Consider the following 13,910-nt stretch of genomic DNA (forward strand, 5'->3'; position numbering starts at 1 on the left):
CCGCGCGTACGGAGTTGCCATATGACCGGACCATGGACACTCGCATCTCTTCCTCTTCGCTCGCCGACAGCTCGGCGGACACCATCGCCATCTCCAACGTCAATCTGTCATTGGGTACGGGCGCGGCACGCGTTCACATTCTCAAGGATATCAGCTTGCGCGTCGGCCGTAGCGAGACCATCGGCCTGATCGGCCCGTCAGGCTCGGGCAAATCCACGCTGCTGATGGTGATGGCTGGGCTGGAGCGTCCTGATAGCGGAGAGGTGGTGGTCAGCGGCACGCCTTTCAATGGCCTCGACGAGGACGCGCTGGCCCGCTTCCGCGGCCGCCAAGTCGGCATCGTCTTCCAGTCCTTCCATTTGATCCCGACGATGACGGCGCTGGAGAACGTCGCCGTGCCGCTCGAGCTCGCCGGCAATCCCGACGCCGCCAAGCGCGCGGCGCAGGAGCTGCAATCGGTCGGGCTCGGCGATCGCCTGCATCATTACCCGACACAACTCTCCGGCGGCGAGCAGCAGCGCGTTGCGCTGGCGCGCGCGCTGGCGCCCGATCCCGCGATCCTCGTTGCCGACGAGCCGACCGGCAATCTCGACGAAGCCACCGGCAAGCAGATCGTCGATCTCCTGTTCAGCAAGCATGCCGAGCGCGGCATGACCCTGGTGCTGGTCACGCACGATTCCTCGCTCGCGCATCGCTGCGATCGCGTGATCCGCCTGCGTTCGGGGCGCATCGACACGCAGTCTGCGCCCGCATGAGCGCAGCAGTCGAACCGTTCGCGAAGCCCAACGGCGTCGCGCTGTCGCTGCGCTACGCGCTGCGCGAATTGCGCGGCGGCCTGCGCGGCTTTTACGTATTCATTTCCTGCATCGCACTCGGCGTGATGGCCATCGCCGGCGTCGGCTCGGTCTCGGCGAGCCTGAGCGACGGCCTCGCTCGCGAGGGCCGCACGCTGCTCGGCGGCGACGTGTCGTTCGTCTTGTTTCAGCGCGAAGCGAAGCCGGAGGAAGTCGCCTTCCTGCGTTCGCGCGGTACCGTCTCGAGCGCCGCCACACTGCGCGGCATGGCGCGGTCGGCGGAGGGCCAGCTCGCACTGGTCGAGATGAAGGCGGTCGACGATACCTATCCGATGCTCGGACAGCTGACGCTGGCGCCGCCGCTGCCGATGTCCGACCTGCTCGCGGAGCGCGACGGCGCGTTCGGCGCCGCCGCCGATCCGACGCTGCTGGCGCGGCTCTCGCTCAAGACCGGTGATCGCGTCACCGTCGGCGCAGCAACGTTCCAGATCCGCAGCACGGTCGAGGCCGAGCCTGACAAGCTCGCCGGCGGCATCGGCTTCGGCCCGCGCTTCCTGATCAGCGAGGCAGGCCTGCGCGCGACAGGCCTGATCCAGCCCGGCAGCCTGGTGCGCTGGGTCTATCGGGTGAAGCTGCCGGAGATCGCCAACAGCGAGCGCGATACCGAAACCTTCATCGCGGATGCGCGCAACGCCGCGCCGCAGGCCGGCTGGGAGGTCCGCAGCCGTTCCAATGCCTCGCCGCAGCTCGAACGCAATATCAGCCGCTTCACGCAGTTTTTGACGCTGGTCGGCCTCGCCGCGCTGCTGGTCGGCGGTGTCGGCGTCGCCAATGCCGTCAAGAGCCATATCGACCACAAGCTCGAGGTGATCGCGGCCTTGAAGGCCGTCGGCGCCACCGGGCGCGACGTGTTCGGCATCTATCTCGCGCAGGTTCTCCTGCTCGCAGCGATCGGCTCGTTGATCGGCCTTGCGCTCGGCGCCGCCATGCCCTTTGCGATCGTCGGCCTGTTCGGCAAGCTGCTGCCGCTGCCGGTGGTCCCGGCGGTGCATGCCGACGAGCTCGCGCTGTCGTTCGTCTACGGGCTGCTCACTGCGCTTGCCTTCGGCCTGTGGCCACTCGGGCGCGTGCACGACGTGCCGGTGGCCGCGCTGTTCCGCGACACCATCAGCAACGAATGGCACCGGCCACGCTGGAGCTACCTCGTTTTCATGGCCGTCGTGGTCGCGCTGCTGATCGCGGTCGTGATTGGCCTGTCGTTCGACAAGCGCATCGCCGCGGTGTTCGTGGCCTCCTCCGTCGTCGTGTTCGCGCTGCTGCGCGGCATTGCCGTGCTGCTGATGGCGATCGCGCGGCGGCTGCCGCGCACGCGGTTGCCGATGCTGCGCCTCGCGATCGCCAACATCCACCGGCCGGGCGCGCTGACGCCCTCGGTCGTGCTGTCGTTGGGCCTCGGGCTTGCGGTGCTCGTCACCATCACCCAGATCGACGGCAATCTGCGCCGGCAGTTCCTGGCAGCATTGCCCGAGCACGCACCATCGTTCTTCTTCATCGACATCCCGAGCACGCAGGCCGAGCAGTTCGACGGTTATCTGCGCCAGATCGCCCCTGGCGCGAAGGTCGAGGACGTGCCGATGCTGCGCGGGCGCATCGTCGGAGCCCGCGGCGTCCGCGCCGAGGAGCTCAAGCCCACTACCGATTCCGAGTGGGTGCTGCAGAGCGACCGTGGCCTGACCTATACCGCCGATCTGCCGAAAGGCTCCAAGGTGGTCGAGGGCGAGTGGTGGAGCGCCGATTATACCGGCCCACCGCTGGTTTCGATGGAGAAGAAGATCGCGGACGGGCTCGGCCTCAAGCTCGGCGACGAGGTCGTGGTTAATATCCTCGGCCGCGACATCCCCGCGAAGATCAGCAATCTGCGCACCATCGACTGGCAGGGCCTCGGCATCAATTTCGTCCTGGTGTTCTCGCCGAACGCATTCAAGGGCGCGCCGCACACCCACATCGCGACGCTGACGGAAGCCGGCGGCGATGCGGCCGGCGACGGCAAGATCATCAAGGAGGTCGCCGACGCCTATCCGATGGTGACGAGCGTGCGTGTGCGCGAGGTGATGGAGACGGTCGGCTCGGTCGTGACCAATCTGGCACTGGCGATCCGCGGCGCCAGCGCCGTGACCCTGATTTCGGCGATCCTGGTGCTGGGCGGCGCGCTCGCCGCCGGCCATCGCCACCGGGTCTACGATGCGGTGATCCTCAAGACCCTGGGCGCGACCCGGCTGCGGCTGCTCGGCGCCTATGCGCTCGAATACCTCCTGATCGGCCTCGCCACTGCGGTTTTCGGCGTTTTCGCCGGCAGCGTCGCTGCATGGATGATCGTGACCCGGCTGATGACGCTCACCTTCGTCTGGCAGGCCGGCAGCGCGGCCGGCGTGGTCGCGGCCGCCCTGGTCGTCACGGTCGGCCTCGGGCTCGCCGGCACGCTCCTGGCGTTGAACAAAAAGCCCGCCACGGTGTTGCGGAATTTGTGACAAATGGTAGCGGGCGGCTGCGCGGGGGCGGAATCGCACGATTCCGGCGATTAACCACGTTTGCTCGCCAGGATTGCGGGCGAGGGCGACATTCAGCCGCGCGTGGACGGTTGCAGCGAATGTGTTAGTTTCCCACATATCGAATGGGTTCGGAGCCCCGATTGTTAGCCAAAATTTAGTCGGCAGACATCGGTATCCGAGATAGAATTTGACGAACCGGTGGCATGGAGCCCTCATGCCGGACCGGGCTAACCAACGGGAATTCGACCATGTCGGACCTAGACCGTAACTACGCTTCTCCTTTCGGCAGGGCCGCCGGGCGTGTTGACGCCGCGACGGTCGATGCCGGCCTGCGCGCCTACATGCTGCGCATCTACAACTACATGAGCATCGGCCTGGCCATCACCGGCCTTGCCGCACTCGGCGTCTACATGGCCGCCGTGACGGATGTTCCGACCCCGGAAGCCGTCCGCGTCGGCAAGCTGTTCCTGACGCCGTTCGGCTACGCGATGTTCGTCAGCCCCTTGAAGTGGCTGTTCATGCTCGCGCCGCTCGCCATGGTGTTCGTGATCTCGGCGGGCATCAACCGTCTCGCGCCCTCGACCGCCCAGATCCTGTTCTGGGTGTTCGCCGCGCTGATGGGCGTCTCGCTGTCCTCGATCTTCCTGGTCTTCACGCACACCTCGATCGTGCGGGTGTTCTTCATCACCGCGGCGACCTTCGGCGCGCTCAGCCTCTACGGCTACACCACAAAGCGTGACATGAGCGGAATGGGTTCGTTCCTGTTCATGGGCCTGATCGGCATCGTCATCGCGAGCCTGGTCAACCTGTTCCTGGCGAGCTCGTTGCTCCAGTTCGTCGTTTCGGTGGTTGGCGTGCTGGTGTTCGCGGGCCTCACCGCCTGGGATACCCAGCGGCTGAAGAACGACTACATCTACGGCTACGCCTCGGCCGGCGGTGAAGTCGCGGAGCGTGCGGCCATCACCGGCGCGCTGTCGCTGTACCTGAACTTCATCAACCTGTTCACGCTGCTCCTGCAGCTCCTCGGCCAGCGCGACTAAGCGCAAGCCCAGAGCGAACAACACGAGCCCCGGCCGAAAGGCCGGGGTTTTTGTTTGGGGCCGGACGTCGCAGCACCCGCCGCTGTCATCGCCCCGCCTTGTCCGCAATTGCGCACTGGGGCGGGCGATCCTGTACGCCGCAGCGGCTCCGTTCTAGCCGCGCTGTCTCGGAGTACTGGACGCCCGCCTATGCGGGGCATGACAGCGGAGAAGAAGGGGCCTGCTGCGCTCGCGAAGACCACGCCGAGAAGCCGTTGCCTCTTCCAGCCGTCGCGGGAACGCTCTAATCTCGCCCCATGTCCGCACCTGAAATCAGGCCCACCCTCGAGGCCGACCTTCCCGCCATCACCGCCATCTACCAGCAGGCCGTCCGCGAGGGCACCGCGACCTTCGAGCTGGACCCGCCCGACCTCGCCGAGATGACGCGCCGCTATCGTACGCTGATCGACGGCGGCTATCCCTATTTCGTCGCCATCCTCGACGGCCGCGTTGCCGGCTATGCCTATGCGGGGGCCTACCGGCCGCGGCCGGCCTACCGCTTCACGGTCGAGAACTCGATCTATCTCGATCCAGGCTTTCACCGTCGCGGCGTCGGACTTCTGTTGCTGGAGCGTCTGGTCGCCGAATGCGAGGCGCGAGGCTTCCGCCAGATGATCGCGGTGATCGGCGATTCCGCCAATGCCGGCTCGATCGGCGTGCACACCAAGGGTGGCTTCAAGATGATCGGCACGCACCCCAGCGTCGGGCTGAAATTCGGCCGCTGGCTGGATACGGTGATGATGCAGCGCGACCTCGGCGAGGGCGCGGGTACGGTGCCGGGAAACTAGGCTCGCTCTCGCAGGATGGGTGGGCAGCTACACCACAGCCAGCTTGCGATCGATCACCAGCAGCACGCGTTCGAGCTCGTGGCCGCGGCGCAGGATCAGACCCGTCGCAGAGATCACGCTGTACATGCCCTGCTTGCGCGCGAGGCGCGGATCTTTTTCGATGCGATAGATCGGCACTTCCGAGGCGCGGCGAAACACCGAGAATACGGCGCGGTCTTTCAGGAAGTCGATGGCATAGTCACGCCACTCGCCGTCGGCGACCATACGGCCGTAGAGATTGAGAATACGATGCAACTCGAGCCGATTGAACGTCACCCGGCCCAGTTGCGCATTCGCAGCGGCTGGGCGCGCCGCCGCGCGCTGTTCGCTCGGATCGGCATCCTCCGACAGACTCATAGAAAGCCTCCTGTCGCCACAGCATGACCACGTCCGCGAAGACCGCCCCGGAACCGCGGATCATGACAGCTGCATGATTGCCCCAACTGTTCCCCACCGCAAGGGGGCCTTGAGAGGACGCATAAAATCCGGTGCGAATTCCGGGCACACGCAGGGTGGAACTCTGTCGCGCAAACCGTCACGGGATCGTTAGCAAGAATCATAGTGTCGCCGCTTTTCCGCCAAGCGACTGCCGCCCTGCCCTGCCAAAAAGCAGGTGTGCGTTGACCCGGTCCTTTCGGTTCCGGATTCCTCAGCCCCCAGCCCCCCGGGGTCGTCAGGATCGGGTCTGTTCGCACGACAAGGAGGGCCAACGCAAGTTGGTCCTTTTTTGTTTGTGTCGGGATGTTTCTGGCTCGACCAATTCCTCTCCACACCGCGCAAACTCTCTCCCTCATCCTGAGGAGCCGCGAAGCGGCGTCTCGAAGGATCGAGGCCGGGCTGCATTAGCGGGGCCTGCATGGTTCTCGCGGCGATGCGCAGCATCGTCCGCCACGCGCGCAAGGGTGCGCTCCTCACCATGAGGGTTGAGAGCGCAGTACGCCGCTTAGGCAGTACGACTCTTAGAGAGAGAATCGAATCAGTGCAGCGACGTATACGCCGCGCCCAGCATCGGCCCCGGCTTTTCCCGGCTGCCGTCCTGGACATAGACCACAGCGCCGTCGACGCCGTCGCGCGTGAGGTTCTCGATCGGCACCGTCCAGCTTTCCGAACGACCGGTCCAGTCGCCGACCTTGAGTAGGTTGCGAACCACGTTGTGATAGATGACCTGCTGTCCGCGATTTTCGCCGCGGCTGATCGCGATCGGCACCGATTTCGCAATCGAGCAGATCCAGACCTCGCCACGCGAGACCGCCGGCTCCTTGCTCGCGGCCACCGAGACATTGATCTGCTTGCCCGCGAGCGACATCGTCACCGGCACGCTCATCACCCCGGTGCCCTTGTCGGTCTTGCCGATCGCGCTTTCGATGCCGGTGCGGTCGCTGCCGACGACATGCGTGGAGCCGTTGACCACGACCTGGGGCGTATAGACTTCGCGGTCGCCGCGCATGCGCGAATAGGCCCGCTGCCGTGCAGAAAAACGCGAATCCGCCAGTGTGTCCTTCCAGCCGAGGTAATCCCAATAGTCGATCGGCATGCTCAGCGCGATGATCGAGGGATCGCTGGAGAGGTCGCCGATGATCTTGTCGGCCGGCGGGCAGGAGGAGCAGCCCTGCGAGGTAAACAATTCGACAACGGCGCGGGGATCAGCCTCGGCAGGACGAATGACGGCGACGATCGCACATATCCCAAGTGCTCCCGACCAGAGGGCACCGGACCAACGCGAAACCAGATGAGAAGCCGTCATTGTTGTCATGTCGAACGCCGCACACCATTGCACGTGAGAGGGGAAATCTTACCGCCGGATGGTCACCGTAATCTTACGGGTCTCACACATTCGACCGTCCTTGGCGAAGTTCTCTGCCGGACGGGCCCATCTGAAGCCTGCCGCAAAGGCGCGAAGGCGGCCTTGTGATAGGCCGCCTTCGTGTAACCTACTACTCACTTCGCAGTGAGCCACCGTTCACAAATCCGCGCTTACGCCGCGAGCTTGCGCAGCACGTAGTGCAGGATGCCGCCGTTGCGGTAGTATTCGAGCTCATCCAGCGTATCGATGCGGCAAAGCAGCGAAATGCGCTGCAACGAGCCGTCGCCGGAGACGATCTCCGCGGTCAGCTTCTGGCGCGGCTTCAAATCGCCGACGAGACCACGCAACGTGACCTTCTCGTCGCCCTTCAGACCGAGCGACGACCAGGAGGTGCCGTCCTCGAAGGTCAGCGGCAGCACGCCCATGCCGACCAGATTGGAGCGGTGGATGCGCTCGAAGCTCTGGCAGATCACGGCGCGCACGCCGAGCAGACGGGTGCCCTTCGCGGCCCAGTCGCGCGAGGAGCCGTTGCCGTATTCCGCGCCCGCGAACACCACCAGCGGGACCTGCTCCTGCTGGTACTTCATCGCGGCGTCGTAGATCGACATCTGCTCGCCGTCGGGCCAGTGCTTGGTCAGGCCGCCTTCGGGGATATTTCCGTCCGCACCTTTGAGCATGAAGTTCTTGATGCGGATATTGGCGAAGGTGCCGCGCATCATGACTTCATGGTTGCCGCGCCGCGTGCCGTACTGGTTGAAGTCGGCCGGACGCACCTGGTGCTCGCTGAGGTATTTGCCCGCGGGCGAGGTGAGCTTGATTGAACCGGCCGGCGAGATGTGGTCGGTGGTGATCTTGTCGCCGAACATGGCGAGGATGCGCGCCTCGACGATGTCGGTGACCGGTTCCGGCTCCTTCTTCATGCCGTCGAAATAGGGCGGGTTCTGCACATAGGTCGAGCTCATGTTCCAGCGATAGGTCTCGCTCTCGACCGTCTTGATCTTGCGCCAGTTGGTGTCGCCCTTGAACACGTCGGCATACTTCTTCTTGAAGATCGCCGCGGTCACGAACTTCTTCATGAAGGCGTTGATCTCCTTCGTCGTCGGCCAGATGTCCTTCAGGTAGACCGGCTTGCCGTCCTTGCCTTCGCCGAGCGGCTCGACGGCCAGGTTCTTGGTGACGCTGCCCGCGAGCGCGTGGGCGACGACGAGCGGCGGCGAGGCCAGATAGTTCGCCTGCACGTCCGGCGAGACGCGGCCTTCGAAGTTGCGGTTACCGGAGAGCACGGCAGCCGCGACGATGCCGTTGTCGTTGATCGACTTCGAGATCTCCTCGGGCAGCGGGCCGGAATTGCCGATGCAGGTGGTGCAGCCGAAGCCAATCAGGTTGAAGCCGACCTTGTCGAGATCGGCCTGGAGACCGGAATCGGCGAGATAGGCCGCCACCACCTGGCTGCCCGGGGCGAGCGAGGTCTTCACCCACGGCTTCGCCTTGAGGCCCTTCGCGGCGGCATTACGCGCCAGCAGACCGGCGCCGATCAGCACGCTCGGATTCGAGGTGTTGGTGCAGGAGGTGATCGCCGCGATCACGACGTCACCATGGCCGAGGTCGAAGTTCCTGCCGTCGACGGCAAAGCGCTTCGCCGGCTCGTCGGTCTTCTTGTATTCGCTGGCGAGGGCGACCGAAAAGCCTTCGGCGACCGACGGCAGCGCAATGCGGCCTTCGGGACGCTTCGGACCGGCCATCGAAGGCACGACGTCGCCGAGGTCGAGCGTCAGCGTCTCCGTGAACACCGGATCGGCCGACTTGGCGGTGCGGAACAGTCCCTGCGCCTTGGCATAGGCCTGCACCAGCGCGACCCGCGCCGGGGCGCGGCCGGACGTCTTGAGATAATCGAGCGCAGCGGCGTCGACCGGGAAGAAGCCGCAGGTCGCGCCGTATTCGGGCGCCATGTTGGCGATGGTCGCCTTGTCGGCGACGGAGAGATGGTCGAGGCCGGGGCCGAAGAACTCGACGAACTTGCCGACGACGCCGAGCTTGCGCAGCATCTGCGTCACTGTCAGCACGAGGTCGGTCGCGGTGACGCCTTCCTTCATCGCGCCCTTCAGCTTGAAGCCGACGACGGTCGGCAGCAGCATCGACAGCGGCTGACCGAGCATGCAGGCTTCCGCCTCGATGCCGCCGACGCCCCAGCCGAGCACGGCGAGACCGTTGACCATGGTGGTGTGGGAGTCGGTGCCGACCAGCGAGTCGGGATAGGCGACCTCGAAGGTGCCGGTCTTCTTGCCGACCGTCATCTTTTCCTTCTTGGTCCAGACCGTCTGCGAGAGATATTCGAGATTGACCTGGTGGCAGATGCCGGTGCCGGGTGGCACGACGGAGAAGTTCGTGAACGCTTTCTGGCCCCACTTCAGGAACTCGTAGCGCTCCTGGTTCTGCTTGTATTCCTCGGTGACGTTCTTGCCGAAAGCCTTGTTGTCACCGAAGAAGTTCACGATCACGGAGTGGTCGATAACGAGATCGACCGGCACCAGCGGATTGATCTTCTCGGCATCGCCGCCAAGCTTCTGCATCGCGTTGCGCATGGCAGCGAGGTCGACCACCGCCGGCACGCCGGTAAAATCCTGCATCAGCACGCGAGCCGGGCGGAACGCGATCTCATGCTCCAGCGACTTCTTGCGCAGCCATTTCGACACCGCGACGATGTCTTCCTTCTTGACCGAGCGACCGTCCTCGTTGCGGAGCAGGTTCTCGAGCAAAACCTTCATCGAATAGGGAAGTTTGGAAATTCCCTTCAGACCATTCTTCTCGGCCGTGGGCAGGCTGTAATAGACATAGGTCTTGGCGCCGACCTTGAGGGTCTTTTTGCATTTGAAGCTGTCGAGCGAGGTCATGAAAAGAAATCCCAATTGTTAGTTATACCCGGCAAGGGGTATTTTAACACCGTCAGCGATTCCGGCTAGGTCGCTTGCAGGGGCAGGTTAAGTTGCTGCATCAAGTAGTTCCGGGCTTATAGAAGCTTTCTAACGGCGCCGCCACAGCCACAATGGTGCCGCAGCAATTCGCGAGCCAAAAATTCCCATGCGCTACCCCAAGATTTCCTGAGGCCTGGCTTGAGCGGATTGATACGAGGCACGATGCAGCTTTCCGGACGCGGGGTGATTTGCGTGCGGGGCGGACGCGACGTGTTTTCCGGGCTGGATTTCAAGGCCGGCTCGGGCGAAGCCGTGGCGGTCGTGGGCCGCAACGGATCGGGCAAGACGTCGCTGCTGCGGCTGATCGCGGGCCTGCTCGTTCCGGCGGGCGGCACGATCGCGCTGGACGGAGGCGATGCCGAGCTGACCCTGCCGGAGCAATGCCACTATCTCGGTCATCGCGACGCCCTGAAGCCGGCCCTGAGCGTGGCAGAGAATCTGGCATTCTGGGCCGATTTTCTCGGCGGGGAGCGTTTTGACCCTGTCGAAAGCCTCGCCATCGTCGGCCTCGACCACGCCGCCCATCTGCCGGCCGCCTTCCTGTCCGCCGGCCAGCGCCGCCGGCTCTCGCTGGCCCGCCTGCTGACGGTCCGCCGTCCGGTCTGGCTGCTCGACGAGCCGACCACGGCGCTGGATGTCGCCGGCCAGGACATGTTTTCCGGATTGATGCGCGAGCACCTCAGCCGCGGCGGCCTGATCATCGCCGCCACCCACGCCCCGCTCGGCATCGATTCGCGGGAGCTTCGGATCGGGGGTGTGACATGAGACGATCCGACCCTCAGATTTCCACGCGGTCGGGTCTAGTCTCATCCGTCCGCTGCTGCCCTGCGATGAGCCATCCCATGACCGCCCTGTCCGCCCTCATTCGCCGGGACATCCGGATCGCGCTTCGCGTCGGCGGCGGGGCGCTGGTTGGCGTGCTGTTCTTCCTGACCGTGGTGGTGCTGATGCCGTTTGCGGTGGGCCCGGATCTGGCGCTGCTGTCGCGGCTCGGGCCGGCGATCCTGTGGCTGGGCGCGCTGCTGGCGAGCCTGCTGACGCTGGACCGGCTGTTCATGGCCGACCACGAGGACGGCTCGCTCGACCTGATCACCATGAGCCGGACGCCGCTGGAACTCGCCTGCGCGTCGAAAGCGCTGGCGCATTGGCTCGCCGCCGGCCTGCCGCTGATCGTCGCAACCCCCGTGCTCGGCCTGCTGCTCAACCTCGACATGGTCGCAACCGGCGCGGTGGCGCTGACGCTGCTGGCCGGCACCCCGGCGCTGACCTTCACCGGCATGATCGGCGCGGCGCTGGCGGTGACGCTGCACCGCGGCGGCTTGCTGATGGCCGTCCTGGTGCTGCCGCTGTCGATTCCGGTCCTGATCTTCGGGGTCGCGGCCTCGCAGGCCGTGATCGTCGGACCCATGACGTTCGGCGCACCGTTCTCGATCCTGTGCGCGCTGTCGCTGGTCAGCCTCGTGGTCGGCCCTTTCGCGGCCGCGGCGAGCCTGAAGCATGGACTGGACTGACCTTGACCCCGATCAACTTTCGCTCCGGACTTTCGTGCTGATTGCCTGAGCGCTTACCTGTGATTATCAGAACACCATGACGCTGATCGACCTCGCCAACCCCACACGGTTCCTCGCGCTGACGGCGCGGGTGTTGCCATGGCTTGCGGCCGCGACTGCCATCCTGCTCACGATCGGGCTCTACCAATCGGCCTACGCGCCCGACGACTACCAGCAGGGCGCGACGGTGAAGATCATGTTCATCCACGTGCCCAATGCGTGGCTGTCGATGTTCGTATGGGGCGTGATGAGCCTGGCTTCGCTCGGCACGCTGGTGTGGCGGCATCCGCTCGCCGATGTCGCCGCCAAAGCCGCAGCCCCGATCGGCGCCGCCTTCACCTTTCTTGCGCTGCTGACGGGCTCGCTGTGGGGCCGGCCGATGTGGGGCACCTATTGGGAATGGGACGCGCGGCTGACCTCGGTGCTGATCCTGTTCCTCATGTATCTCGGCCTGATGGCGCTGTGGCGCGCGGTCGACGATCCCTCCCGCGCGGCGCGCGCTGCGGCCGTGCTGACCTTGGTCGGTGCGATCAACCTGCCCATCATCAAGTTCTCGGTCGATTGGTGGAACACGCTGCACCAGCCGGCATCGGTGATGCGGATGGGCGGCTCGTCGCTCGACAAATCCTTCTTGATCCCGTTGCTGGTGATGGCGATCGCGTTCACGCTGCTGTTCGTCACGCTGCATCTGGCAGCGATGCGCAACGAGATTTTGCGCCGCCGTGTCCGCTCCCTGCAAATGATGCAGGCGAGCCGTGTAGCCTTTTCAAGCGAAGTGGGCACCGGTTCGCGTAAAGAAAACGCGTCAAACGAAATTGGGGCTGCATGACGATCTCGCTTGGTCCCTACGCGCCCTTCATCGTGACGTCCTACGCGGCAGCCGCCCTCGTGGTCGTGATCCTGATCGGCTGGATCGTGCTCGACTACCGTAGCCAGACCCAGCGCCTGCGCGATCTCGACCGCAGTGGCATCACCCGCCGTTCGGGGCGCAGCGGGAGTGATCAGCTATGACGAGCGATCAACCGACGTCCGCTCCGCCGCAGCGCCGCACCTTCCTGATGGTGCTGCCGCTGATCGCCTTCATCGGCTTGGCGTTGTTATTCTGGTTCCGGCTCGGCAGCGGCGATCCCTCGCGGATTCCTTCCGCGCTGATCGGTCGTCCCGCGCCGCAAACCACGCTGCCGCCGCTCGATGGATTGCAGGCTGACAACGCGCAGATCCCCGGCCTCGATCCCGCCGCATTCAAGGGCAAGGTCAGCCTCGTCAATGTCTGGGCGTCCTGGTGCGTGCCGTGCCACGACGAGGCGCCGCTCCTGACTGAATTGGCAAAAGACAAACGCTTCCAGCTCGTCGGCATCAACTACAAGGACGCCGCCGACAACGCGCGGCGCTTCCTCGGGCGCTACGGCAACCCGTTCGGCCACGTCGGCGTGGACGCCAACGGCCGCGCCTCGATCGAATGGGGCGTCTATGGCGTGCCCGAGACCTTTGTCGTCGGCCGCGAGGGAACCATCGTCTACAAGATGGTGGGACCGATCACGCCGGACAATCTGCGGACGGTGTTGTTGCCGCAGATGGAGAAGGCGCTGAAATAGTCACCGTCATTGCGAGGAGCTCTTGCGACGAAGCAATCCAGCATCCCTCGGCGGAGACAGACTGGATTGCTTCGTTTCGTCGTTTCGCTCGCAATGACGAGTTGGGAAATTCAACCCTTCCGCACGTCGCCAGCCTCGGCCTCGCTCGCTTCCAGCGACGCCGGCTCGAGGTGATAGCGCTTGGTCAGCGGCATCTGGGCGATGGCGAAGACCATGGTCAGCGGGGTGACGCCGAACACCTTGAAGTTCACCCAGAAGTCCGTGCTCTGGGTGCGCCAGACGATCTCGTTCAGCACCGCCATGCCGGCGAAGAACAGCGCCCAGCGCAGTGTGAGGATGCGCCAGCCCCGCGGCGTCAGGTTGAACATCTGGTCGAACATGACGGCGATGAAGGAGCGACCGAACAACAGGCCACCGCCGAGGATCGCGGCGAACAGGGCGTAGATGATGGTCGGCTTGAGCTTGATGAAAGTCTCGTCGTGCAGCACCAGGGTCAGCGTGCCGAACACCAGCACGATGACACCTGTCACGATCGCCATGATCGGGATGTGCCGCGTCACCACATAGGAGGCGATCATCGCAATGACGATCGCGACCATGAAGGCGCCGGTCGCGGCGAACAGATTGAACTTCGCATTCATGAAGAAGAATACGAGTAGCGGGCCGAGCTCGGTCGCAAGCTTGAACAACGGATGCGGCTGGGACTTGTCCATTCCTTGACCTTTGTTGCTGTCATCCCC

Annotated in this window: 13 protein-coding genes; 9 read left to right on the forward strand and 4 right to left on the reverse strand. The window is 64.8% G+C overall.

Annotated features, from left to right (window positions below; all coding sequences use genetic code 11):
• Nucleotides 1-32 precede the first annotated feature (32 nt).
• The 4 genes from ACVWYI_RS01730 to ACVWYI_RS01745 all read left to right on the forward strand — a co-directional run bounded on the left by ACVWYI_RS01730 (nucleotide 33) and on the right by ACVWYI_RS01745 (nucleotide 5,210).
• Nucleotides 33-755 carry an ABC transporter ATP-binding protein gene (locus ACVWYI_RS01730; protein ID WP_354106604.1) on the forward strand — a complete coding sequence of 241 codons (723 nt, stop codon included), beginning with the start codon at nucleotides 33-35 and terminating at the stop codon, nucleotides 753-755.
• A complete protein-coding gene (locus tag ACVWYI_RS01735; protein ID WP_456661047.1) occupies nucleotides 752-3,322 on the forward strand; it encodes an ABC transporter permease in 2,571 nt (856 codons plus the stop codon). The genes ACVWYI_RS01730 and ACVWYI_RS01735 overlap by 4 nt, the downstream gene beginning before the upstream one ends.
• A gap of 269 nt (nucleotides 3,323-3,591) precedes the next feature.
• The gene (locus ACVWYI_RS01740; RefSeq protein WP_247344431.1) at nucleotides 3,592-4,383 is read left to right on the forward strand and encodes a Bax inhibitor-1/YccA family protein; all 792 of its coding nucleotides are present in this window, start codon (nucleotides 3,592-3,594) and stop codon (nucleotides 4,381-4,383) included.
• Between the two features lie 296 nt (nucleotides 4,384-4,679).
• A complete protein-coding gene (locus ACVWYI_RS01745; protein WP_354049765.1) occupies nucleotides 4,680-5,210 on the forward strand; it encodes a GNAT family N-acetyltransferase in 531 nt (176 codons plus the stop codon).
• A 27-nt stretch (nucleotides 5,211-5,237) separates the two neighbouring features.
• Here ACVWYI_RS01745 and ACVWYI_RS01750 read toward each other — a convergent pair whose 3' ends face one another.
• The 3 genes from ACVWYI_RS01750 to acnA form a co-directional block, all read right to left on the reverse strand.
• Complete coding sequence (locus ACVWYI_RS01750; RefSeq protein ID WP_247344437.1) at nucleotides 5,238-5,606, reverse strand: DUF2794 domain-containing protein; 369 nt, start codon at nucleotides 5,604-5,606, stop codon at nucleotides 5,238-5,240.
• 619 nt (nucleotides 5,607-6,225) lie between these two features.
• The gene (locus ACVWYI_RS01755) at nucleotides 6,226-7,002 is read right to left on the reverse strand and encodes a DUF1223 domain-containing protein (protein ID WP_456661048.1); all 777 of its coding nucleotides are present in this window, start codon (nucleotides 7,000-7,002) and stop codon (nucleotides 6,226-6,228) included.
• Between the two features lie 221 nt (nucleotides 7,003-7,223).
• On the reverse strand, nucleotides 7,224-9,944 hold the full coding sequence (gene acnA, locus ACVWYI_RS01760) for an aconitate hydratase AcnA (RefSeq protein ID WP_354106602.1): 2,721 nt from the start codon (nucleotides 9,942-9,944) through the stop codon (nucleotides 7,224-7,226).
• Nucleotides 9,945-10,187: 243 nt separating this feature from the next.
• Between acnA and ccmA the strand changes: the two genes are divergently transcribed.
• The 5 genes from ccmA (at nucleotide 10,188) to ACVWYI_RS01785 (ending at nucleotide 13,170) form a co-directional block, all read left to right on the forward strand.
• Nucleotides 10,188-10,790 (forward strand): heme ABC exporter ATP-binding protein CcmA, encoded by a 603-nt coding sequence (gene ccmA, locus ACVWYI_RS01765; RefSeq protein ID WP_456661049.1) that lies wholly within the window; start codon nucleotides 10,188-10,190, stop codon nucleotides 10,788-10,790.
• Nucleotides 10,791-10,867: 77 nt separating this feature from the next.
• Complete coding sequence (gene ccmB / locus ACVWYI_RS01770) at nucleotides 10,868-11,536, forward strand: heme exporter protein CcmB (RefSeq protein ID WP_456661050.1); 669 nt, start codon at nucleotides 10,868-10,870, stop codon at nucleotides 11,534-11,536.
• Between the two features lie 76 nt (nucleotides 11,537-11,612).
• Nucleotides 11,613-12,404: a heme ABC transporter permease gene (locus ACVWYI_RS01775; protein ID WP_456661051.1), complete on the forward strand. Its 792-nt coding sequence runs from the start codon at nucleotides 11,613-11,615 to the stop codon at nucleotides 12,402-12,404.
• Nucleotides 12,401-12,586 (forward strand): heme exporter protein CcmD, encoded by a 186-nt coding sequence (gene ccmD / locus ACVWYI_RS01780; protein ID WP_456661052.1) that lies wholly within the window; start codon nucleotides 12,401-12,403, stop codon nucleotides 12,584-12,586. Before ACVWYI_RS01775 ends, ccmD begins: the two co-directional genes overlap by 4 nt.
• Nucleotides 12,583-13,170, forward strand: a complete 588-nt coding sequence (locus ACVWYI_RS01785; protein WP_456651987.1) for a DsbE family thiol:disulfide interchange protein — start codon at nucleotides 12,583-12,585, stop codon at nucleotides 13,168-13,170. Before ccmD ends, ACVWYI_RS01785 begins: the two co-directional genes overlap by 4 nt.
• A 110-nt stretch (nucleotides 13,171-13,280) precedes the next feature.
• On the opposite strand, the gene ACVWYI_RS01790 is transcribed toward ACVWYI_RS01785, so the two are convergent.
• Entirely contained in the window at nucleotides 13,281-13,883 is a 603-nt protein-coding gene (locus tag ACVWYI_RS01790) for a septation protein A (RefSeq protein ID WP_456661053.1), read from the reverse strand.
• Nucleotides 13,884-13,910: the final 27 nt, after the last annotated feature.

The organism is Bradyrhizobium sp. LB13.1, assembly GCF_054056815.1.